A 21,534-nucleotide genomic window follows, 5' to 3' on the forward strand; every position below is an offset into this window, starting at 1 on the left:
CCCCGATACTGGGCGTATCGGGGCGAGCCCGACAACGCAGCGAGCGTGCGTGCCAGACGCCGCCTGGCAGGCGGGACTTTCGAAACACGCCCTAGCAACAGCCGCTCTCGCAGCTTCTCCTCGTGGCGGTCTTCGTCCGGTGGAGAGACCACGCCGAGCGGTGATCAAGCGGCCACTGGCATGAGCCGCGACTTTTCGCTCGGCCCGCCGTCGGTCAGAAGCCGGGGGCGCTGTCGTCGCGGCAGGTGACGCCAGGCCGCGTGTTCACTGACCACATGTGCGTGCACTGCGGACACTGGAGGTGAACGACCGGCCCCTTGGTAGATATCAAATAGCGCCAGTGATCAGCGCAGTTACGGCGGTCGGCGCAGGTCCCACAATGGCGGGCGTCGTCGCAGACGGGGCAGGCCATCCAGGCGCGGCGGGCGGCGTCCGCCTGTGGGTCAATGGGCAGCTTCACGGCCCGGCTCCCCTCCTGGCAGGACACCGGCCGCCACCAGCAGGTCGTAGGTGCGCCGCTGCTCGGCGTCCAGGCCCGAGTAGAGGAGTGCGTACGCCTCGTCCTCGCCTTGGAGAACGCTGACCGGGTCCCAGTCGGGCCCGAGTGCGGCCACGACCTCGGCCCGTCGCCGGGCTTCATCGAAGGTCAGATCGATCGTGAAGGGTATGAGATCGGTGGGATCTTCCTTGTTCATGGCGAAACTTCCGATGCGCTGGTGGAATCCCACATGTACCAGGCGACCACAGCAACGGGGAAGGGTGACCTAAGTTGCCCTGGGGCGACGCGGCGCCCGGCCCATCGGCGAGGAATCCTCGGATCGGCTGACAGGGGTGGGGTGTTGCCGGAGCCAGAGCCCCGACGGCAGACACGGTTCGGGCACGGCGCTGTGACGTACTTCATGGCCTGAGTCGCGGAATAGGCCGCGATCCGGCCCTGGAGAGGCGGGCCCGGCCGTCAAGGCCCTCGGCACGCCGCCCGGCCGCGCACCGAGTGCGGAGCCCGGGACCGGCATCTGCCCCACCTGCCGACAACCCTCTCCGTGGCAGCCCTGCGTACGACGCCACCGGGCATGGCCCCACTAGACTTTCGCGACCGTATGCCCGCCGGGACCGAACGCCGCAGCCCACTCAAGTGGTGCAGCATATGCCAATGCCACCAGAGTTAAGGGCTTGCATATGCAAGGAATATGCATCTATCTTGGCGCGTATGCAATCCTACACAATTGGGCAGGCGGCCCGCCTGTTGGGCGTGAGCCCGGATACCGCGCGGCGGTGGGCGGATGCCGGCCGGGTGGCCACGCATCGCGACAAGGGCGGACGCCGGCTCATCGACGGCAAGGATCTGGCCGCCTTCTCGATCGAGGTCGCCAGGACCGGTGGTGGCGAGGAGGACGCCCCATACACCTCTGTCCGCAACGCCTTTCCGGGCATTGTCACCGCCGTCAAGCTCGGCGATGTCGCGGCCCAGGTGGAGATCCAGGCCGGGCCGCACCGGCTGGTCTCGCTGCTGACCCGGGAGGCCGTGGAGGAGCTGGGCCTGGAGGTCGGCGTGGAGGCCACCGCCCGCGTGAAGTCGACCAGCGTGCACATCGACCGCACCTGAGCGGACACGTACGGGCGGCGGCCGTGGGTCACGCCTTCACCGGGCAGGAGTACGCCCCCGCACCGGCCAATGCCCCGCCGTCGCCGTACGACACGGAGAGCACCATGGCCATGGCGCGTTTCCTCAACTCCTTTGCAGGGCGCGGCGGTCGAAGTCGACGAGCGAGAGCCCGTTCGACCCCGCCGCCCCGGCCCTCGCGAACGCCCTGCGGGACGCCACCGGCGCGCGCTTCACGGAGCTTCCGCCGACCCGCGACCGGATGTGGCCGGCCCTGGACGCAGCGGGCGTGGCGGCTGCGCATCGGCCGAGGACGAGCAGCCCCTCACAGAACTGCCGAAGCTTCCCACCGGGTTCGCCTCGCCGGTGTCACGTCCACGCCGTGTAGCCGCCGTCCACGCGTATCGCACTGATGCCGCTGATGTGCCGGGCGCCGCAGCGGTCCTGGGGCAGCACGAGCTGCGGGCCTGCCCCGTCGAGCGGGGTGTCGTCGATGCTGGCCGCAAGCAGGACGGACGCACGGCCGAAGTCGGGGTCGATCTCCGCCCAGGACAGGACGGCGTGGTGGCCGTCCGCGCCCGCTACGGCGATCAGGAAGCGCAGGCGGCCCTTGCGCCGGGCGGGGTCGAAGGCGGGGCCGGCGTCGGACAGGACATCGTGCAGCAGCGGCCCGGCGAAGCGATGGTGCTGGATGCCGCTGGTGGCGCACTCAAAGCTCACCTGCACCCGGTGCTGGGGCCAGGCAAGCAGGTCGGGCACCGTCAGCCGGGCCGGCCGCGCGAGGTCGCCGGTCAGGGCGACCTCGGCCACCGGATCGGCGGCCGGAAGGAAATGACTCACGGGCTACCACCTCCCGGATGTCGATACCCGGGCAGCAGTCCCGTATAAACGCACATGCCCACCATCACCCATAGGCAGTCCAGCTCATGCGATGCCACAGATGACTTCCACCTCGTATCTGCGGCAGTATGATGTGCACATGCACACCTGCCGGATCGGGGAAACAGCCGCCTTGATGTCAGCGCTGACACACTGCGGCGCCGGGTCGGGGCCGGGACACTGCGGGCCGAACGTGGCGAGCTGGGCCGGCGGATGATCCGCGGGCCGGAACCGGCTTCCTTCGCCCGGGAGTTGCGCCGCGCCGAGCAAACGAACAACGCATCCTCGGCGCGCAACCACCTCGCCGGGACCGTCACCGACGTGATCCTCAAAGAGGTGTCGGCGCGAGTGGAGATCCAGGCCGGGCTGTTCCGGGCGGTGTCCACCCTCAGCCGGGACTCGGCTGAGGAAGTGGCGCCGGAACCCGGCGTTCCGGCGCTTGCCGTGATCAAGTCGACCCACGTGGTCGTCGAGAGACCGTTGAAGAGTCCGACGGACTCTTCCGGAAGAAACCAGAGGGAGTAGCCCCCGTGATGACCCGTTCCGCACGCCGGACCCGCCGGACCCTGCAGGTGGCCGGCGCAGGCGCCGCTGCGCTGCTGGCACTGAGCGCCTGCTCCTCGTCCGACAACTCCTCGGCCAAGCCGGACTCCTCGGCGTCCACGGGCTCGTCGAAGAAGCTCTCCGGTACGGTGACCGTCTTCGCCGCCGCCTCGCTCAAGGAGAGCTTCACGACGCTGGGCAAGGAGTTCGAGAAGGCCCACCCGGGTACGAAGGTCACCTTCAACTTCGGCGGCAGCGACACCCTCGCCGCCAGCATCACCGGTGGCGCCCCGGCCGACGTCTTCGCCGCCGCCAGCCCGAAGACGATGGGGATCGTCACCGACGCGAAGGACGCGGTCGGCACGCCGTCCACCTTCGTGCGCAACCAGCTGGAGATCGCGACCCTGCCGGGCAACCCCGACAAGGTCTCCTCCCTCAAGGACCTCACCAAGTCCGGCCTGAAGGTCGTGCTGTGCGACAAGACGGTGCCGTGCGGGGCGGCCGCACAGAAGGCGCTGGAGGCCAGCAAGCTCAAGCTCACCCCGGTCTCGTACGAGCAGGACGTCAAGAGCGCCCTGACCAAGGTGGAGCTGAAGGAGGCCGACGCTGCCGTGGTCTACAAGACCGATGTGAAGGCGGCGGGTGACAAGGTGGAGGGCGTGGAGTTCCCCGAGTCCGCCGAGGCCATCAACGACTACCCGATCACGCTGCTCAAGGACGCGCCCAACGCCGACGCGGCGAAGGCGTTCATCGCGCTGGTGCAGTCCGCCGAGGGCCAGAAGGTCCTGACGGCGGCCGGGTTCCTCAAGCCGTGACCGAGCTGGACAAGTCCGGCGCCGCGGACGAGCTCCTCCTGGGTGGCGACGCCCGCGGGGGCCGGCCGCGGCGCCGGCGCGTCCGCGCGGACGCCCGGGGCAGGGTGCCTCTGCCTCTTCTGCTGCCTGCCCTCGTCGGCCTGGCGTTTCTGTCGCTGCCACTGATCGCCCTTCTCATACGAACTCCCTGGCGCACCCTGCCGGACCAGCTGACCAGCACGGAGGTGTGGCAGGCCCTTCAGCTGTCCCTGGTGTGCGCGACGGCGGCGACCGCGGTGAGCCTGGTGCTGGGCGTGCCGCTGGCCTGGCTTCTCGCGCGCACGGACTTCCCGGGGCGGGGTTTCGTACGGGCCCTGGTGACGCTGCCGCTCGTCCTGCCGCCGGTGGTGGGTGGTGTGGCACTGCTGCTGGCGCTGGGACGCAACGGTGTCGTGGGGCAGTGGCTGGACTCGGCCTTCGGGATCACGCTGCCGTTCACGACGGCGGGGGTGGTGGTCGCGGAGGCGTTCGTGGCAATGCCGTTCCTCGTCATCAGTGTGGAGGGCACGCTACGGGCGGCCGATCCCCGGTACGAGGAGGCCGCAACCACGCTGGGCGCCTCCCGCTTCACCGCGTTCCGCCGGGTCACCCTGCCGCTGATCGCGCCGGGCATCGCAGCGGGTTCCGTGCTGGCGTGGGCCCGCGCGCTCGGCGAGTTCGGCGCGACGATCACCTTCGCGGGCAACTTTCCCGGCCGTACGCAGACCATGCCGCTGGCCGTCTACCTCGCCCTGCAGAACGACCCGGCCGCCGCCATCGCGCTGAGCCTGGTCCTGCTCGCCGTGTCGATCGCGGTCCTGGCCGGACTGCGGGACCGATGGATGACGGCCTCATGACCCGAACCGCCCGTGAGCCACTCGCCGTCCGCCCCGGATCGCCGAGACGCCGGACCCTCGGCGCGTCCGTTCCTGTTCCCCCACCGCGCAACCGCTGGACGAACCTCTCATGACGGACATCGACGACGCCACGGGCAGCCTCCCCGCCACGGACGCATCCGCCGCGGGCCTGGACGCCCATCTGGTCGTCAGCCACGGCCCCTTCCATCTCGACGTGGCGCTGACGGCCGCGCCCGGCGACGTCGTGGCGCTCCTCGGGCCCAACGGCGCGGGCAAGACCACCGCCCTGCGCGCGCTCGCAGGTCTCACCCCGCTCACCGGCGGTCATCTGCGCCTCGACGGCGTCGCGCTGGACCGTACACCGCCCGAGTCCCGTCCGGTCGGCGTCGTCTTCCAGGACTACCTGCTCTTCCCGCACCTGTCCGCCCTCGACAACATCGCGTTCGGCCCCCGCTGCCAAGGCGCGTCCAAGACCGAGGCACGCGCACAGGCCGCCGAGTGGCTGGACCGCATGGGCCTCGCCGACCACGCCGGCGCCAAACCCCGTCGGCTCTCCGGCGGGCAGGCCCAGCGCGTCGCCCTCGCCCGCGCCCTGGCCACCCACCCCCGGCTGCTGCTGCTCGACGAACCGCTGGCCGCGCTCGACGCCCGCACCCGTCTCGACGTACGCGCCCAACTCCGCCGCCACCTCGCCGACTTCGAGGCGGTCGCCGTGCTGGTCACGCACGATCCACTGGACGCCATGGTGCTGGCCGACCGGCTGGTCGTCATCGAGCACGGCCGGGTCGTCCAAGAGGGCACCCCTTCCGACATCGCCCGCCATCCGCGTACCGACTACATCGCCCAACTGGTCGGCCTGAACCTCTACAAGGGGCTGGCAAAGGGGCACACCGTACAGCTCGACCGCGGCCCGGCGATCACCACCACCGAGGATCTCACCGGCCCCGCCTTCGTCGCGTTCCCGCCCGGCGCGGTCACCCTCCACCGCGACCGGCCCACCGGCTCCAGCGCCCGCAACCTGTGGCACTGCGAGGTCACCGGACTCGAAACGCACGGTGACCGGATCCGCGCGGACCTCACCGGCGGGCTCTCCCTCGCCGCCGACCTGACCACGGTCGCCGCAGCCGAACTCGACCTCCATCCGGGAGCCCCGGTCTGGGCCACGGTCAAGGCCGCACAGACGCACGCATACCCAGCCTGACGCACCGCTCCGTGGGCCGATCGCCGCATTGTGACAGCAACAGGACTGATGGCTGTTGCGCGCCACCGGCACAGCCACCTCGCGGATCAGGCCCACGCCACTCGTATGCAGTAGGACGAGACCCGTGTGCAGCTCATCGCCGTCCCCTTGGGCGGGATCCGTGGATGAGGCATGAAACCGGGCAGCGAGTACGCCGCTCTCCCGCCGTCAGGCCTCCGATAGCGAGAACCCCTGGCGCCGCCGAGAGCTACAGCCGCGCCCACGTGATCGAGTTCGAGTGGCAGCCCGACGGTGAACAGCAGAGACTGGGCAACGGTTGAGGAACTGGACAACAGATCCCGACCTCAGAATTCCGGATTACTCGCTCCGGCCATCGAAAGCGCGAGTATCAGGGCGTCGACCGTCATGGCCGATCGCGCTCGAATGTTCCTCAAGGAGCTCGCATGGAGGAGAAATCCGTCGACGTCCTGATGCCCGGGCCGGATGAATCTGCGATCGACAAGCGCGGGTACACCGGCCCAAGGACTGGCATCGAAAGAGACCTCGCCGAGGTGCTGGCCGACGTCATATGCGTCGAACGGGTGTCGGTCGACAGCCACTTCTTCGATGACCTCGGCGCCAACTCGTTGGTGATGGCCCAATTCTGCGCACGGCTCAGGAAGCGGACGGACCTCCCCTCAGCGTCGATGAAGGATATCTACCGGCACCCCACGATCCGAAGTCTGGCGACGGGGCTCGCGGACGCCGCGCCCACCCCTGTCGAGTCGCCGGCCCCTGTGTCGACCGAGGTGGTGCCCCCTGCCGGCACGGTGCGGTACGTCCTCTGTGGAACGCTGCAGTTCCTGCTTTTCCTGGGATATTCCTTCCTCGCCGGACTTGCTACCGACCGAGGCTATGCATGGGTCTCCGCCGGCTCGGATGTGATCGGCATCTACCTGCGATCGCTCGTCTTCGGCGGCGTCGGATTCGTCGGCCTGTGCACCTTCCCGATCGTGGCCAAATGGCTCCTCGTCGGCCGGTGGAAATCACGCGAGTTCCCGGTCTGGGGTCTGACGTATCTGCGCTTCTGGACCATCAAGGTGCTGATACACGCCAACCCGATGATTTTCTTCGTCGGCAATCCCCTGTACGTGCTTTACCTGCGAGCCCTGGGCGCACGGATCGGCAAGGGGGTCACGATCCTCTCCCGCAACGTTCCGGTCTGCACCGACCTGCTCACGATCGGCGCCGGCACAGTGGTCCGCAAAGACTCGTTCTTCCTCTGCTACCGGGCACACGCCGGCCGTATCCAGACCGGCCCGGTCACCCTTGGCCGCGACGTGTTCATCGGCGAAAAGACCGTGCTCGACATCGACACGTCGATGGGCGACGGAGCGCAACTCGGCCACACCTCCACGCTGTACAGCGGCCAGGTGGTCCCTGACGGCCAGCGATGGCACGGATCACCGGCACAGCCCACCGAGCATGACTACCTGAGGATCGGGCCGGCCACGTGCGGCACGCTGCGTCGCGCCGGCTTCGGTCTCATCACCGTGCTTCAGCTGGTCTTCCTCTACCTGCCGCTGGCTGTCGGGGGCGCTTACATGCTGGTGACCCTGGTTCCGGCGCTGCACAACCGGCTGGGCCCGGGTGCTGTGGGGTTCACCTCGCCGGATCTCTACATCGACGCGCTGATCCTTTCCTTCGTGCTGTTCTTCGGCTTCGTCGTCGTGGGCCTTGCCGTCCTGTTCACCGTTCCGCGCCTGCTGAACCTGGCCGTCAAACCGGACAAGGTCTATCCGCTGTACGGGTTTCATTACTCGATGCACCGGGCGATCGGGCACATGACCAACATCAAGTTCTTCTCATGGCTGTTCGGTGACAGCTCCTACATCGTCCACTATCTACGGGGCCTCGGATACGACTTGTCCCGGGTCGAGCAGACCGGGTCGAACTTCGGCACGGAAGTGCAACACGAGTCCCCGTTTCTGTGCTCGGTCGGCAGCGGAACGATGGTCGCTGACGGGCTCTCCATCATCAACGCCGAATTCTCGAGCACGTCCTTCCGGGTGTCCCGGGCCTCGATCGGTCCACGCAACTTCCTCGGGAACAACATCGCCTATCCCTCAGGGGCCAGGACGGGCGAGAACTGTCTCCTCGCGACGAAGGTGATGATTCCGCTCGACGGCGAGGTACGCGAGGGGGTGGGCCTGCTCGGCTCACCATGCTTCGAGATTCCCCGGTCGGTCGAGCGCGACTCCCGGTTCGACCATCTCCGGACCGGCGACGAGTTGCGTCGAAGCCTCGCGGCGAAGAACCGCTACAACATCCGCTCGATGGTCTTCTTCCTGCTCGTGCGGTGGCTGCACTTCTTCGTGCTCACGATGCTCGCCCTGGCGAACGTCGATCTGTACGACTCCTACGGGCATGTGCTGATCGCTGTGTTCCTGGTGTTCAGCCTTGGGTTCACCGCTGTCTACTTCGTACTGGTGGAGCGCGCCATCGCGGCGTTCCGCGCGCTCCGACCGCGGTTGTGTTCCATCTACGATCCGTACTTCTGGTGGCACGAGCGCCTCTGGAAGGTGCCTGACACGTACCTCAACGTCTTCAACGGCACCCCCTTCAAGAACGTGATCTGGCGGATGCTGGGGGTTCAGCTCGGCAGCAGGGTCTTCGATGACGGCTGCTATTTGACGGAGCGGACGCTCACCACCATCGGGAGCGACTGCACGCTCAATGCGGGAAGCAAGATCCAGTGCCACTCTCAGGAGGACGGCACCTTCAAGTCCGATCGCAGCACCATCGGCGCCGGCTGCACCATCGGTGTGGGAGCACACGTCCACTACGGCGTGACGATGGGCGACGGCGCCGTGCTCGCCCCGGACTCCTTTCTCATGAAAGGCGAGGAAGTCCCGCAGCACGCACGCTGGGGAGGAAATCCCGCCACGGAGACGCGAGATGCCCCTGATCAGCCCGAGGCACTGGCGCGGAAGGTGTAGCGCCGCCCTTGTCGGCGTTGAAGAGCACGGTGGCGACGGTGAATGGAGAGGAACGACCAGATGGGAATGCAAGCGCAGGCCGACCGGGAGTTCTGGCGCGCGGTGCTCGTCGCCGGTGGATTCACCGCAATACCCCGGTGGACGCTCAATCCGGTGACGGGCGTCGGCGAACACGAGGCGACAATTCCGGACGACGTCGTGGCAGCGTTGGGCCGGCTGGCCGAGGACCTGGCGGTGCCGCTCGACTCGGTGCTGCTGGCCGCGCACGCCAAGGTGCTCGCCGCGCTGTCCGGCGAGCACGAAGTCACAACCGGCTACGTCACGGCGGAGGGCAGCCGGCCCCTGCCCTGCCGGCTGACGACCGAACCCGACTCGTGGCGGACGCTGCTGCTGGACACCCATCGCGTCGCGTCAGATCTACTGATGCACAAGGACTTTCCGGTCGATGATCTCAGGCGCGAACTGGGCCTGGCCGAACCGTCGACCGAGACCGTGTTCGATCCGCATGGCGCGGGTGGAGAACTCGCCGGTGACACCGTGCTGTGGGTGGGACTTTCGCAGCGCGACGGTCTGCTCGTGCTGCGGCTGCGGTACCGGACCGACGCGATCGACGCGGACTGCGCCGTCAGGATCGCCGGATACCACCTCACCGCGCTCGCGCTGATCGCCGCCGATCCGGACGCCGAGCACCGGCGGCAGAGCCTGCTCTCCACGGAGGAGCTCCGCTTCCAGCTCGAAGGACTCTCCGGTCCGCGCCGGGAGCTCCCGGACCGCCGGTTCCACGAGTTGTTCGAGCAACGGGTGGCGGCGCACCCGGACGCCGTCGCGGCGGTGCACGGTGAGCGGCAGCTGACGTATCGGGAACTGAACGCGCGTGCCAACCGGTTGGGACGGGCCCTGCTGGCGCGGGGGCTTCGCCCCGAGGGTGTCGTCGCGGTGGTGACCGAGCGCAACCTGGACTGGATGGCCGCCGTGCTCGCGGTCTTCAAGGCCGGCGGCGTGTATCTGCCCATCGAGCCGCATTTCCCGGCGGATCGCCTCGCAACCATGCTCTCCCGTGCCGCATGCGAGCTCGTGCTGACCGAACCCGGCAGCACTTCCACGCTCGACCAGGCCCTCGACTCGCTGCCCGGGATCCAGAAGCTCTTCGTCGGCGCAGCCTACGAGGAGGACCATGCCGACGACAATCTGGGCCTCCGCGTCGCACCGGACCAGCTCGCCTACATCTATTTCACCTCAGGGTCCACCGGGGAGCCCAAGGGCGCCATGTGCGAGCACGCGGGCATGCTCAACCACCTCTACGCCAAGATCGACGACCTGGAGATCGGCGAGGGACAGGTGGTCGCCCAGACCGCACCCCAGTGCTTCGACATCTCGCTGTGGCAACTGGTGTCCGGGCTCCTGGTCGGGGGGCGGACCCTGCTGGTGGAGCAGGAAGTGATCCTGGACGTCCGTCGGTTCGTCGACAAGATCATTGACGGCCGGGTCGCCGTCCTCCAGGTCGTACCCTCCTACCTGGACGTCGTCGTGTCGTGTCTGAAACAGCATCCCCGCGAGCTGCCGGACCTGCGGTGCGTGTCGGTCACCGGCGAGGCACTGAAGAAGGAGCTCACGCAGCGCTGGTTCGCCGCCCAGCCCGGGATCAAGCTGGTCAACGCCTACGGGCTGACCGAGACCTCGGACGACACCAACCACGAGGTCATGGACCGCGTGCCCGACGGGGACCGGGTCCTGCTGGGTCCCGCGGTCAACAACGTGCACGTCTATGTCGTCGACGAGCACCTGGCCCCAGTGCCGCTCGGCGCCCCCGGTCTGATCGTCTTCTCCGGCGTCTGCGTCGGCCGCGGATACGTCAACGACCCCGAGCGCACCCGGCAGGCCTACCTGGCCGATCCGCACCGTGAGGGCGCCCGGCTCTACCGGGGCGGCGACTACGGCCGCTGGCAGCCCGAGGGAAAGCTGGAGTTCCTCGGCCGCCGGGACAACCAGGTAAAGATCCGTGGCTTCCGGATCGAGATCGGCGAGATCGAGAACACCCTGTTGCGGGTGCCCGGTGTGCGCGACGGTGCAGTGGTGGTCACCGAGCGGGCCGACCAGAGCAAGCACCTGGTGGCGTTCTACTCCGGTCGGCGGCCACTCGAGGAGGACGTCCTGCTGGACCGGCTCGGTGAGTCGCTGCCCGAATACATGGTCCCGTCGGCCTTCCACTGGCGGGAGAGTCTGCCGCTGACGGCCAACAGCAAGATCGACAGGAAGACTTTGCAGGCGCTCGCCGGAGAACTCGGCCTCGTCCAGGACGACTACCGCGCGCCGAATACGCCGACCGAACAGCAGCTGGCGGCCGCATGGGCGAAGGTGCTCGGCATCCCGCAGAACCAGATCGGACGGCGGGACCACTTCTTCGACCGGGGCGGCACGTCGCTGTCGGCAGTGAAGCTGGCGATCACCCTGGACCGTGCGGTGTCCCTCAAGGACGTCACCCGTCACCCGATCCTTGCCGATCTGGCCGGGCTGGTCGACGGCAGGTCCGAGCTGCGCACCGGGCGCTCCGGGCTGCTTCAGTCACTGTCGGAATCGGACGGTACGCAGGGCGCTGCCCTGGTGTGCTTCCCCTACGCCGGCGGCAACGCGGTGAACTTCCGGCCGATGGCCGGCGCGCTGCCGGGCGGCGGGCCGGCGGTCTACGCCGTCGAACTGCCCGGTCACGACGTGGCCGCCGGGAGCGGGCCGTTCGCCCCGATGGCACAGGTGGTCGAGGAGGTCGTCGTCGAGATCATCCGGCGTGGCCTGACCAGGGTCCTGCTCTGGGGCCACTCCTCGGGCGCCGCGTTGGCCGTGGAGACCGCCAGAAAGCTGCAGGAGCGCGGGGCGGACGTCCAGCGGGTGTTCCTCGGCGCGCAGCTGCTCGGCAACGCCGCCGACCGGCGCGCCGGCATCACCGAGCTGACCGGGCGCAGCGACGCCGAGATCACCGGCATGCTGAGCGCGGATGGCGGCTACCCCGAGCTCGGTGAGCTGGACGCACAGCACGCCGAGCGCATCGGTGCCGCCTACCGGCACGACTGCGTATCCGCACACCGCTACTTCGCCGACGCCCTGGACAGCCCGCCGGCGCTGAAGCTGTCCGCACCAGTCACCGTGGTCGTTGCCGCCGACGACCCGAGCACGGCGGAGTACCCACGCCGGTACCGCGACTGGCAGCTCCTGGCCGAGCAGGTCGACCTGCACGAACTCGCGGACGGCGGCCACTACTTCCTGCGTACCCGTCCTACCGAGGCGGCGCAGGCCGTGCTGCGCGCCGCCGAACTGTTCGCTTCTTCCTGACCGGCAACTGAAAGGAATCCGAGATGCCTACCACATCCACGGCGTCGCCGGTCGACGTCGAACTCGTACCCGGCAAACCTCCTCTCCTCCGTGCCGAGGCCACCGGCGACGCGCTGAGCTGGGCGGCCGAGCACCGGGACGCGCTGCGCGCTGTCGTCGCCGAGCACGGTTCGGTCCTGGTCCGCGGCCTCGGGCTGCGCGACGCGGACGGGACCGGCGCCGTCTTCTCGAGGCTGGCCACCGGTCTGATGACCGAGAAAGAGGTCTTCGCACCCCGACGGACCTACTCCGACGGCGTGTACTCCTCCTCGACGTGGCCGCCGAACCAGCCGATGTGCATGCACCACGAACTGAGCTACACGCTTGAGTTCCCCGGCCTGATGATGTTCGCCTGTATCAGCGCGCCCACCGACGGCGGGGCAACCGCGGTGGCCGACTCACCGACCGTACTCGACGCACTGCCCGCCGACCTGACCGAGCGGTTCGAGCGGGAGGGCTGGCTGCTCACCCGCAGCTACAACGACGAGATCGGGGCGTCCGTCGCCGAGGCGTTCGGCACCGCGGACCGTGCCGCCGTCGAGAGCTACTGCCGTGCCAACGCGATCATGTTCGAATGGCAGCCCGACGGCGGACTGCGCACCAGACAGCGCCGCAGCGCCGTGGTGCGTCATCCGGTCATCGGCCGACGCTGCTGGTTCAACCAGATCGCGTTCCTCAACGAGTGGACGATGGCCCCCGAGGTGCGCGAGTACCTGGTGGACGTCTACGGCGCCGACGGGCTGCCGTTCAATACCCGCTTCGGCAACGGCGACCCGATCGACGAGGACGTCGTGCACCTGCTCAACAGCGTCTACGAGGCCAACACCGCACGCGAGCCGTGGCAGGCCGGCGACCTGATGCTCGTCGACAACGTCCGCACCGCGCACAGCAGGGAGCCCTTCGAAGGACCGCGCGAAGTGCTCGTCGGCATGGCCGACCCGGTGCGTCTGGCCGACTGCTCGCCGACCGTCGAGGTGACCGCAGGATGACCACCATCGGTTCCACCGCAATGAAGTCCGCAAGGTCCGCTCCGGTCGCCGTGCCACCGTTTGCTGTGATCTCCGGTGCCCAGGTCCAGCGCGCACTGCACGGGCGCGAGAAGCAGATCGTGGAGTTGGTCGAGGCGACCTACCGGGTGCACGGCGCCGGTGACTCGGTGAACCCGCCGTCGTACTTCCTGCGCTTCCCGGACCGCCCGTCCTCCCGGATCATCGCGCTGCCCGCCTCGATCGGCGGCGCGGTGCGGGTGGACGGCCTGAAGTGGATCTCCAGCTTTCCGGAGAACGTGACGGCCGGTATCCCGAGGGCCTCGGCCGTACTGATCCTCAACGACCATGACACGGGCTACCCGTTCGCGTGTCTGGAAAGCTCGATCATCAGCGCCACCAGGACGGCCGCGTCGGCAGCGTCTGCGGCCGACTGGCTGAGCCGCGACCGGCCGCGTCCGATACGTGTCGGGTTCTTCGGGGCGGGCCTGATCGCCCGTTACATCCACACCTTCCTGGCCGGCACCGGCTGGTCGTTCGACGAGATCGGTGTGCACGACCTGTCCGCCGACAGCGCGGCAGGCTTCCGGTGCTACCTGGAGCAGTCGGGCACCACCGGCCGGATCACCGTGCACGACAGCGCCGAGCAGTTGATCCGACACAGCGACCTGGTGGTCTTCGCCACCGTCGCCGGCCAGCCGCATGTCAGCGACCTGTCCTGGTTCGCACATAATCCGCTGGTGCTGCATGTGTCGCTGCGCGACCTCGCGCCGGAGATCCTGCTCGCCTCGGCCAACATCGTCGATGACATCGAGCACTGCCTGAAGGCCGACACCTCACCGCATCTGGCCGAGCAGCTCACAGGCAACCGGGATTTCCTGCACGGCACGTTGGACGACGTGATGGCCGGGCGCGTGGCGGTGCCGGCGGACCGGCCGGTGGTGTTCTCGCCCTTCGGCCTCGGGGTGCTCGACCTCGCGGTGGGCAAGGACGTCTACGACGAAGTTGCCCGACGCGGAGAGTTGCGCGTCGTCGACGACTTCTTCCGCGAACTGAGCCGTTACGGATGAGCCGACCCAGAGCCCAAGAGGCCAGTCCAGGACTCATCCCAGGAGAGATCGCCGGTCAAGTCGCCGCAGGTCAGGGCGTACGAGACAGCGACCGCTGACGCGGGGCCGTCCGGCCCGGCTCGACACTGGCTCCCGCCCGCAAGAGCGAGAGGCCCGCCCACGGCCGGATGGACGTTCCAAAAGTGCTCTGCTCCAGATAGAGGAGACCATCGTGCCCGTCGTATCCGATCCCTACACCTACAACGAAGAGGAGCTCTATGTCGACCTTCGGCCGATCTTCGGGCACCCACTCTTCCTGAAGTGTGAGGGCTTCAACTTCGCCGGCTCGATCAAGTTGAAGGCCGCGACCGAAATGGTGGAGTCCGCTGAGCGGGATGGAATCCTGACGCCTGAATCGATCCTGGTCGAGTCCTCGTCCGGAAACCTCGGCGTGGCGCTGAGCATGATCGCGGCCAGCAAGGGCTACCGGTTCCTGTGTGTGACGGACGCCCGCGGCAACCTGACGACGAGGATGATGATGGAGGCGTTGGGCAGCCAGGTACACATGATCGCCGGACAGGAGGCCAACGGCGGCTTTCTCGGCGCGCGGATCGAGTACGTCCGTGCGCTGTGCGAATCCGACGACCGGTACGTGTGGCTCAGTCAGTACACCAATCCGAACAACTGGAAGGCGCACTACCGCAGGACGGCGCCGGAGATCGCCCGCCAGTTCCCGCGGCTGGACGTACTGTTCGTCGGGGCCGGCACCACCGGCACCCTGATGGGCTGCGCGCGCTACTTCCGGGAGTGGCACAGGCCGGTGCGGATCATCGCAGTGGACAGCGTCGGCTCGGTGTCCTTCGGCGGTTCTCCGGGCCGCCGGATGATTCCCGGCCTGGGGATGAGCATGCGCCCGCCGCTGCTCGACGAGTCCTATGTGGATGAGGTGATACGTGTCGAGGAGGCGGACACCGTCCGTACCTGCCATCGTCTGGCCAGGCGCGGATTCCTGTTCGGCGGCTCCACCGGCACGGTGGTCAGCGGCGCAACGGACTGGCTGGCCCGGCATGACGCGCGCGATCTCACGGCGGTGGCCATCGGCCCGGACCTCGGCGAGCGGTACCTCGACACCATCTACCAGACCAACTGGCTCCAGGATCTGTACGGCGAGGGCGTTCTCGACTCCGGCGAGGTGGCCGTCGGTTCCTGGGCAGCCTCCCCCGCGCCACCGACACCGTGGGGCCCGGCGGCTGAACCTGCGGACCGGCGACCTCAAGGGCAACCAGCGCCATCGGTTCCAGGGTCATGAGACCCAGGGCCGCTCGTTCGGACCATGCCGTAGCCCTCCGGCTGTCCGCCCCTCCCGGCCAACCATGTCGGCACCGGTAGCAGGTCCCGGACCACCGCCCACTCCGCGTCAGACATGTCCGAGGGGTGGCGTCGCTCCCCATGGTCGGCCGCGTACCCGTCCCGTACGCATGCGCGAGACAATCACACGACAGGGCAATTGAGTTGGACTCGCAGGCCGACGGCGCGGATGGCTGCGACACCGGGCTTCCTGACGCTCACATGGATTCGACACCCACGAGCTGTACGGGAGGCCCTGTCCTCACGCCCGGACCATCGGAAGATCACCCGACCGAAAACTTCCACTCACACCAATGCCCACCATGATCGATAGAGCAACGGCTCATCACCGGCAAGGAGTTGACGGACGCGGTCACTGGCAACACACCGTGCCGGGCATGGAACGCGCGCCGAGACCCCATCCACTCATTGCCGCCCCACCTGCTGCCGGCGTGCTGTCTCACAACCAGCCGCGGCGTGCCGCGATCACTCCGGCCTGGAAGCGGTTGGCGGCGCCGAGGAGGTCGTGCAGGCGGCTGATGCGGCGGCGCATGGTGCGGACGGACCAGCCGAGCTGGCGGGCTATCGCCTCGTCCTTGAGGCCGCTGACCAGAAGGGTGAGGACGAGTCGGTCCTCCTCGCCGAGGGGATCGTCGGCGGGGGCATTGAGGGGCAGGGCCTGCTTCCAGCACATTTCCCAGTAATCGGTGAGGGCATCGAGCAGGGTGGACGGGCGGATCACCGCGGCGCGGACGTCGTTGAGGTCGAGGGAGAGCGGCATCAGGGCGAGCTTGCGGTCGGCGATGGCGAGTTTGATGCCCAAGCCAGGCAGGACGCGGGCCTGTTCGCCGTGCCGGACCAGCTCGCGGATGTCCTCGAGGACGCCCGGCCATTCCAGGGCCTCGGGGGCGTAGACCGCGCGGTACCGTACGCCGCGGCCGAGCGCCGTCGCCTCCACCGGGTTGGACGTGGTCAGGGCGTACGGCGGCCGGTCCAGGGTCATCACGTCCTCGTGGGCCTCCTGCTGAAGGCGGACGAACCAGCGGCCGAGCGCCTCGCTGCCGGTGGTGATCTCCACCTCGTCCTCATAGGTCGCGCCGGTGCCTGCGGCGGCGAAGAGCCGGGACAGCTCGTCGACCGCCGAACGGACCCGCTCCAGCTCATTGCTTCTGGCCCGCACCAGCGCCTCGACGGCGGCGCCCGGCTCGACCGCTGCGTACCGGCGGCGGGAGCCGGCGAGCCGGCCGACCAACCCGTGGTCGCGGAGCCGGTCCAGCGCCCTGGCGACGCGCTCGGCCGAGCAGTCGAGATCCGCGGTGAGTTCGGCAGGCGCCGCCGTCCGCCGGGTCAGGACGGCGCGGTAGACGCTCTCGTCGAACGGATCGATGCCTGCCGCCGTGAGTTGCGGTGTCTCGGGAGTCATGGACGGATGGTGGCCCAATTGTGCCAGCGGCAGCAATGGGCCACGGAGATCAGTTGTGCGGCAAGTGCCCTCACCACTAGGACCTTTACGCATGGCAATGAAGTCACGAAGATCGCGTCATGCCGCCCTCGCCGCCGTTGTGCTCGCCGGCACGTTGGCGGTGACCCCGGGTGCCGCCAACGCGTCCACGCCCAACCCGTCGCAACGAGTGCTCGTCGAACTGTCCGGGAACCCAGCGGTCACCGCCGCGCCCGGTGGATCGCTGCTGTCCACCGAAGCCGCCCGCGGCGTCGACGCCGCCCGCCGCGCGCTCGACGCGCGGCAGGAGACGTTTCTCGGCTCGGCGAAGAGGGCCGGGCTGCACCCTTCGGCGACCCGCAAACTGGGTCTGCTCATCGATGCCGTGGCAATGACGGTACCCGCGTCCGAGGTGGGGCGGCTGTCCTCGCTGCCGGGCGTCACCGCCGTCCGCCCCGACACCCGGGTGCTGACGAAGACGGACGTGAGCGTGCCTCTGATCGGCGCACCCGGCGTCTGGCAGCGCAAGGACCCGGCCGGAAGCCGCGTCACCGGCAAGGGGACCACCGTCGCGATCCTGGACAGCGGCGTGGACTACACCCACCCCGATCTGGGCGGCGGACTCGGCAAGGGGCACAAGGTCGTCGGCGGGCACGACTTCGTCAACGGTGACGAGGACCCGATGGACGACAACGGCCACGGCACCCACGTCGCCGGCATCATCGCGGGCAAGGCGGCTGAGAAGGGCGGCGTCACCGGCGTGGCGCCCGGCGCGAATCTGCTGGCCTACAAGGTGATGGACGCCGACGGCTCCGGCTACACGTCGGACATCATCGCCGGAATCGAGGCGGCCTCCGATCCGGCCAACCCGCACCGCGCCGATGTCATCAACATGAGCCTCGGCGGCCCCGGCGACGGCACCGACCCGCTGGGCCGCGCCGCGACCGCGGCCGTACGAGCCGGTGTGGTCGTGGTGGCCGCGGCCGGCAACGACGGACCGGGCACGGGTACGGTCAGCAGCCCCGCAACGGCCGACGGCGTGGTCGCGGTTGGCGCGTCGACAAGCAATCTGCGGCTGCCCAGCGCCTATCTGGCCGGCAAGAAACCCGAGTTGATACAGACCTACCGCGGCATCCTGTCGGCGAACCCGCCGGAGCACCCCGTCACGGCGCCGCTCGTCGATGTCGGCGAGGGCACCGCCGAGGACTGGAAGCGGGTCGGCGACGTACGCGGAAAGATCGTACGGGCCGCGATGCTCATCGCCTCCGACACCCAGTACCTGACGGCGAGCGCCGTGGAGTGGGCGAAGGAGGCGGAGAAGCGCGGCGCGATCGCCGTGCTGGCCGGCCTGGCCTCCAACGACGGCCCGGTGTTCGTCGCCGGAGCACCGGGAGAGGTCCGGCCGCCGGAGGTGAACCCTGAGCCGGGAATCGCCCAGGTACCGTCCACGTCCGCGCGGATCGACGCCTCCGGCGACTCGCTGCGCATGGACCATCTGGTGGTCATGGGCATCGACTCGACCCAGTACACGGAGTTGAGCGCCCGACTCGCGGCCGGGAAGGTCTCGGTGACGCTGCGCGGCGCGGACACCACCGACCGGATCGCTTCGTTCTCCTCACGCGGTCCCGCACAGGACTTCGGTTTGAAGCCCGACCTGGTCGCACCGGGCGTGGAGATCCGCTCCACCATGCCCAAGGCACTGTACGGGCCCGGCGAGTACCGCATGTCGGGTACATCGATGGCGGCCCCGCACGTCGCCGGCGCTGCGGCCCTGCTGCGCCAGCTGCATCCCGGCCGGGCGCCTGCCGAGATCAAGGCCGCGTTGGTCGGCACCGCGAAGCCGCTGAGCGGCAGCGGGCCCACGACGCAGGGCTCGGGCCGGCTCGATGTGTCCGCGGCCGCCTCGGCCACGGTCAGCGCCTCGCCGGCGTCGGTGTCGTTCGGACTCGCGGATCTGTCCCGGCGTCACGTCGGCGGAATCGCGAAGGTGACGCTGCGGAACTCCGGCAAGCGGCCGGTCGCGACCTCCCTGCGGGCCGACGGTCCGGCCACGGTCTCGGCGAAGCGGGTCACCGTACCGGCCGGGGGGACCGCGACCGTCACGGTCTCGCTGCACGTCGCCCGACCGGCGGCCGACACCGAGATCAGCGGCCGTCTCACGGCGACTCCCGACCGGGGATCGGCGATCGGGGTGCCCTACCTGCTCGCCGTCCGGCATCTGGCCGTCCAGGCCGCACCCGACCCGAGCGACGGTCACTCGACCGTGCACATCGCCCCGCCGACCCGGCTGGCCGCACCGCCGGTCGTCACCGTCACCCCGCCTCGTGGCAAAGCCGTCGGCGTCACTTCCACGCTTGATCCCACCAGCGGCTACTACCGGGCCGAGGTGACCGGCAGCGTGGCCGGCGCCTACCGGGTCTCGGTACGCGGCACCGCCGGCACCGGGCAGCGGCTCACCGGCGCCAGCGCTTTCGAGGTCACCCCGGTCGACAGCCGCAGGAACCGCTGGAAGCCGGTAGGTCCCAACAGTGAGGCCGGCTCCATCACCCTCTCGCCGAGCCGCCCGAAGCAGGCCGTCCTCACCCAGTACCAGAAGGCGGCTCCCTGGCTGACCACCGACAACGGCGCCTCCTGGCGCCAGTTGGGACGACTGCCTGTCGCGGACGGCACGGGTCCGCTCGTGGTGGACGCGAAGAATCCCGACCGCTGGTGGTACGCCGTGAACAGCGTTCACGACGGCAGCCGCCGGGGCGCCATCCTGCGCACCGATGACAACGGGCGGACCTGGCGCACGCTCGACGTCCCGGACACCCGCATCACGGCGCTCGCCGCCGATGAACAGACCCGCACCCTGGTCGCGGTCACCTCGGACGCACTGCTGGTCAGCACAGACGCGGGCGACCATTGGACGACGTATCCGACCGGTGTCACCGGCGGCATCACCGCCGCCGCCGTCACCGGCGACACCCTCTATATGATGACGTATCACGGTGTCTGGGCGCGCTCCGGCATCGGCTCGGGCAACCCCGGCGAGGCACGCCTGCTCTTCGACCCGTCCGGCGAGACCGTCGGCGGGCTGGCCGCCGACTCCTCGGTCGTGGCGGTGCATGTCCCGGGCCGGGGAGTTGTCGGTTCCCGTGACGGCGGCGAGACCTGGGCCACCCTGCTGCCCATGACGGAGGGCGGCCTCCGTCTGACCATCTCGGGTGACGACCTGTACCTGAGCACGCTGTCCGGCAGTGGCCGTCTCAGCCGCGACCACGGGCAGACGTGGACCACGGTTTCCGCGCCGTCGCGCGCAGCGCTACCGATGGACTACGACCGTTGGGCCGACGGTTCCGTCACCGTCTCCAGCGAGCAGGACGGTGTCTACCGGGGTGCCGCGGACGGCACCGGATATCGGCGGATCGGCGTCCAGGGACTGACCGTCAACGATCTCGCTGTCAGTGACGGCCATCTGCTCGCCGCCACCGACAGCGCGGTCTACCGCACCGCCCTTCCCGTCGCGGGCCCGGAGTGGGGTCGGTCGGGCGGCGAGGGCATGAGGGGCGTCACCGTTCCGCAACTTGCCGTGTCGGCCAAGGATTCGAAGGTGATCTGGAAGGTGCGGCGCACCGCCTTCGGCTCATTCACCGTCGAGCGCAGCGGCAACGGCGGTGCCACCTGGGTAAAAAGGGGCAGTTCGGCGGAGGTGCCGACGGCGCTCCTGGTCCACCCCGCCGACCCGAACCGGGTCATGGTCAGCTTCCGAAGCCTTCTGGGCCAGGGGCTGTTCGCCACCAGCGACGGCGGCGCGACGTGGAAGAACCTCTATCACGAGCGCTCCTTCAACGCCATCGCGGGCGACCCCGCCAATCCGCTGCGCCTGTGGCTCGGCAACACCGCCGGTCTCTACCGGTCTGACGACGGCGGGGTGACCGTCACCAAAGTCGCCGACGGCCCGGTGGCCGCGATCGACCTCGACGGACGGCGTCTCGTCGTCGGCGGCGAGAGCGTCCGCGTCAGCACCGACGGCGGCCGGACCTTCCGCACCTCGGACACCGGCGCTCTCGCGATCCATGTCTCCGACCTGCTCCGGGTCAAGGACACGCTCTACGCGGCCACCACCAGCTCCGGGGCCAGCGGCCTCCTGCAAGGCGGCCGCGGCGTACTGCGCAGCACCGACCACGGTCTGAGCTGGCACAACATCTCAACCGGCCTGCAGAACACCGACACCACCAAACTGGCCGCGAGCCCCGACGGCCGCACGCTCTACGTCGGCACCGTCGACGGCGGCGTGCACCGTCTCAACCTGCGCCACTGATCACCACCGACCGGGCGCCCGGACGGAGCCTCCGTCCGGGCGCCCGGTCCACGCGTTGACGCGGCCGGTGGATCAGCGCAACAACCACCCGGCCGGGCCGCCCAGCGCGGGCGCTTCAGCGGCGGTTGCCATTCTCGAAGACGCCGCCTGATCC

General features: G+C 69.2%; 15 protein-coding genes. 11 read left to right on the forward strand and 4 right to left on the reverse strand.

What is annotated here, in order from left to right; genetic code table 11:
• Window positions 1–214: 214 nt before the first annotated feature.
• Together AB0915_RS28095 and AB0915_RS28100 are read right to left on the reverse strand one after the other, a co-directional pair.
• Entirely contained in the window at window positions 215–460 is a 246-nt protein-coding gene (locus tag AB0915_RS28095; RefSeq protein ID WP_366693729.1) for a hypothetical protein, read from the reverse strand.
• Window positions 444–695, reverse strand: a complete 252-nt coding sequence (locus AB0915_RS28100; RefSeq protein WP_366693730.1) for a DUF6400 family protein — start codon at window positions 693–695, stop codon at window positions 444–446. The genes AB0915_RS28095 and AB0915_RS28100 overlap by 17 nt, the downstream gene beginning before the upstream one ends.
• 512 nt (window positions 696–1,207) lie before the next feature.
• On the opposite strand from AB0915_RS28100, the gene AB0915_RS28105 reads away from it, so the two are divergent.
• Window positions 1,208–1,603, forward strand: coding sequence for a helix-turn-helix transcriptional regulator (locus AB0915_RS28105; RefSeq protein ID WP_358863288.1), 396 nt, complete (start codon window positions 1,208–1,210; stop codon window positions 1,601–1,603).
• Window positions 1,604–1,969: 366 nt separating this feature from the next.
• On the opposite strand, the gene AB0915_RS28110 is transcribed toward AB0915_RS28105, so the two are convergent.
• Entirely contained in the window at window positions 1,970–2,440 is a 471-nt protein-coding gene (locus AB0915_RS28110) for a molybdopterin-dependent oxidoreductase (protein WP_366693731.1), read from the reverse strand.
• A gap of 291 nt (window positions 2,441–2,731) precedes the next feature.
• Here AB0915_RS28110 and AB0915_RS28115 point away from each other — a divergent pair, with 291 nt between their 5' ends.
• From AB0915_RS28115 to sbnA, 9 genes are all read left to right on the forward strand, one after another.
• The gene (locus AB0915_RS28115; protein WP_366693732.1) at window positions 2,732–3,004 is read left to right on the forward strand and encodes a TOBE domain-containing protein; all 273 of its coding nucleotides are present in this window, start codon (window positions 2,732–2,734) and stop codon (window positions 3,002–3,004) included.
• Window positions 3,005–3,012: 8 nt separating this feature from the next.
• Entirely contained in the window at window positions 3,013–3,837 is an 825-nt protein-coding gene (modA, locus tag AB0915_RS28120; RefSeq protein WP_366693733.1) for a molybdate ABC transporter substrate-binding protein, read from the forward strand.
• Window positions 3,834–4,712 carry a molybdate ABC transporter permease subunit gene (modB, locus tag AB0915_RS28125; RefSeq protein ID WP_366693734.1) on the forward strand — a complete coding sequence of 293 codons (879 nt, stop codon included), beginning with the start codon at window positions 3,834–3,836 and terminating at the stop codon, window positions 4,710–4,712. Before modA ends, modB begins: the two co-directional genes overlap by 4 nt.
• 109 nt (window positions 4,713–4,821) lie before the next feature.
• Complete coding sequence (locus AB0915_RS28130) at window positions 4,822–5,913, forward strand: ABC transporter ATP-binding protein (RefSeq protein ID WP_366693735.1); 1,092 nt, start codon at window positions 4,822–4,824, stop codon at window positions 5,911–5,913.
• Between the two features lie 443 nt (window positions 5,914–6,356).
• On the forward strand, window positions 6,357–8,891 hold the full coding sequence (locus tag AB0915_RS28135) for a Pls/PosA family non-ribosomal peptide synthetase (RefSeq protein ID WP_366693736.1): 2,535 nt from the start codon (window positions 6,357–6,359) through the stop codon (window positions 8,889–8,891).
• 60 nt (window positions 8,892–8,951) lie between these two features.
• Window positions 8,952–12,215, forward strand: a complete 3,264-nt coding sequence (locus tag AB0915_RS28140; RefSeq protein WP_366693737.1) for an amino acid adenylation domain-containing protein — start codon at window positions 8,952–8,954, stop codon at window positions 12,213–12,215.
• Window positions 12,216–12,238: 23 nt separating this feature from the next.
• A complete protein-coding gene (locus AB0915_RS28145) occupies window positions 12,239–13,243 on the forward strand; it encodes a TauD/TfdA family dioxygenase (protein WP_366693738.1) in 1,005 nt (334 codons plus the stop codon).
• On the forward strand, window positions 13,240–14,310 hold the full coding sequence (sbnB, locus tag AB0915_RS28150; RefSeq protein WP_366693739.1) for a 2,3-diaminopropionate biosynthesis protein SbnB: 1,071 nt from the start codon (window positions 13,240–13,242) through the stop codon (window positions 14,308–14,310). The genes AB0915_RS28145 and sbnB overlap by 4 nt, the downstream gene beginning before the upstream one ends.
• Window positions 14,311–14,521: 211 nt before the next feature.
• Window positions 14,522–15,598, forward strand: coding sequence for a 2,3-diaminopropionate biosynthesis protein SbnA (gene sbnA / locus AB0915_RS28155; protein WP_366693740.1), 1,077 nt, complete (start codon window positions 14,522–14,524; stop codon window positions 15,596–15,598).
• A 498-nt stretch (window positions 15,599–16,096) separates the two neighbouring features.
• Here sbnA and AB0915_RS28160 read toward each other — a convergent pair whose 3' ends face one another.
• Window positions 16,097–17,059 (reverse strand): helix-turn-helix domain-containing protein, encoded by a 963-nt coding sequence (locus AB0915_RS28160; RefSeq protein WP_366693741.1) that lies wholly within the window; start codon window positions 17,057–17,059, stop codon window positions 16,097–16,099.
• Between the two features lie 91 nt (window positions 17,060–17,150).
• Between AB0915_RS28160 and AB0915_RS28165 the strand changes: the two genes are divergently transcribed.
• Window positions 17,151–21,380 (forward strand): S8 family serine peptidase, encoded by a 4,230-nt coding sequence (locus tag AB0915_RS28165; protein WP_366693742.1) that lies wholly within the window; start codon window positions 17,151–17,153, stop codon window positions 21,378–21,380.
• Window positions 21,381–21,534 lie beyond the last annotated feature (154 nt).

The sequence above is a fragment of the Streptomyces sp. NPDC048411 genome, from assembly GCF_040704695.1.
GTDB lineage: Bacteria > Actinomycetota > Actinomycetes > Streptomycetales > Streptomycetaceae > Streptomyces.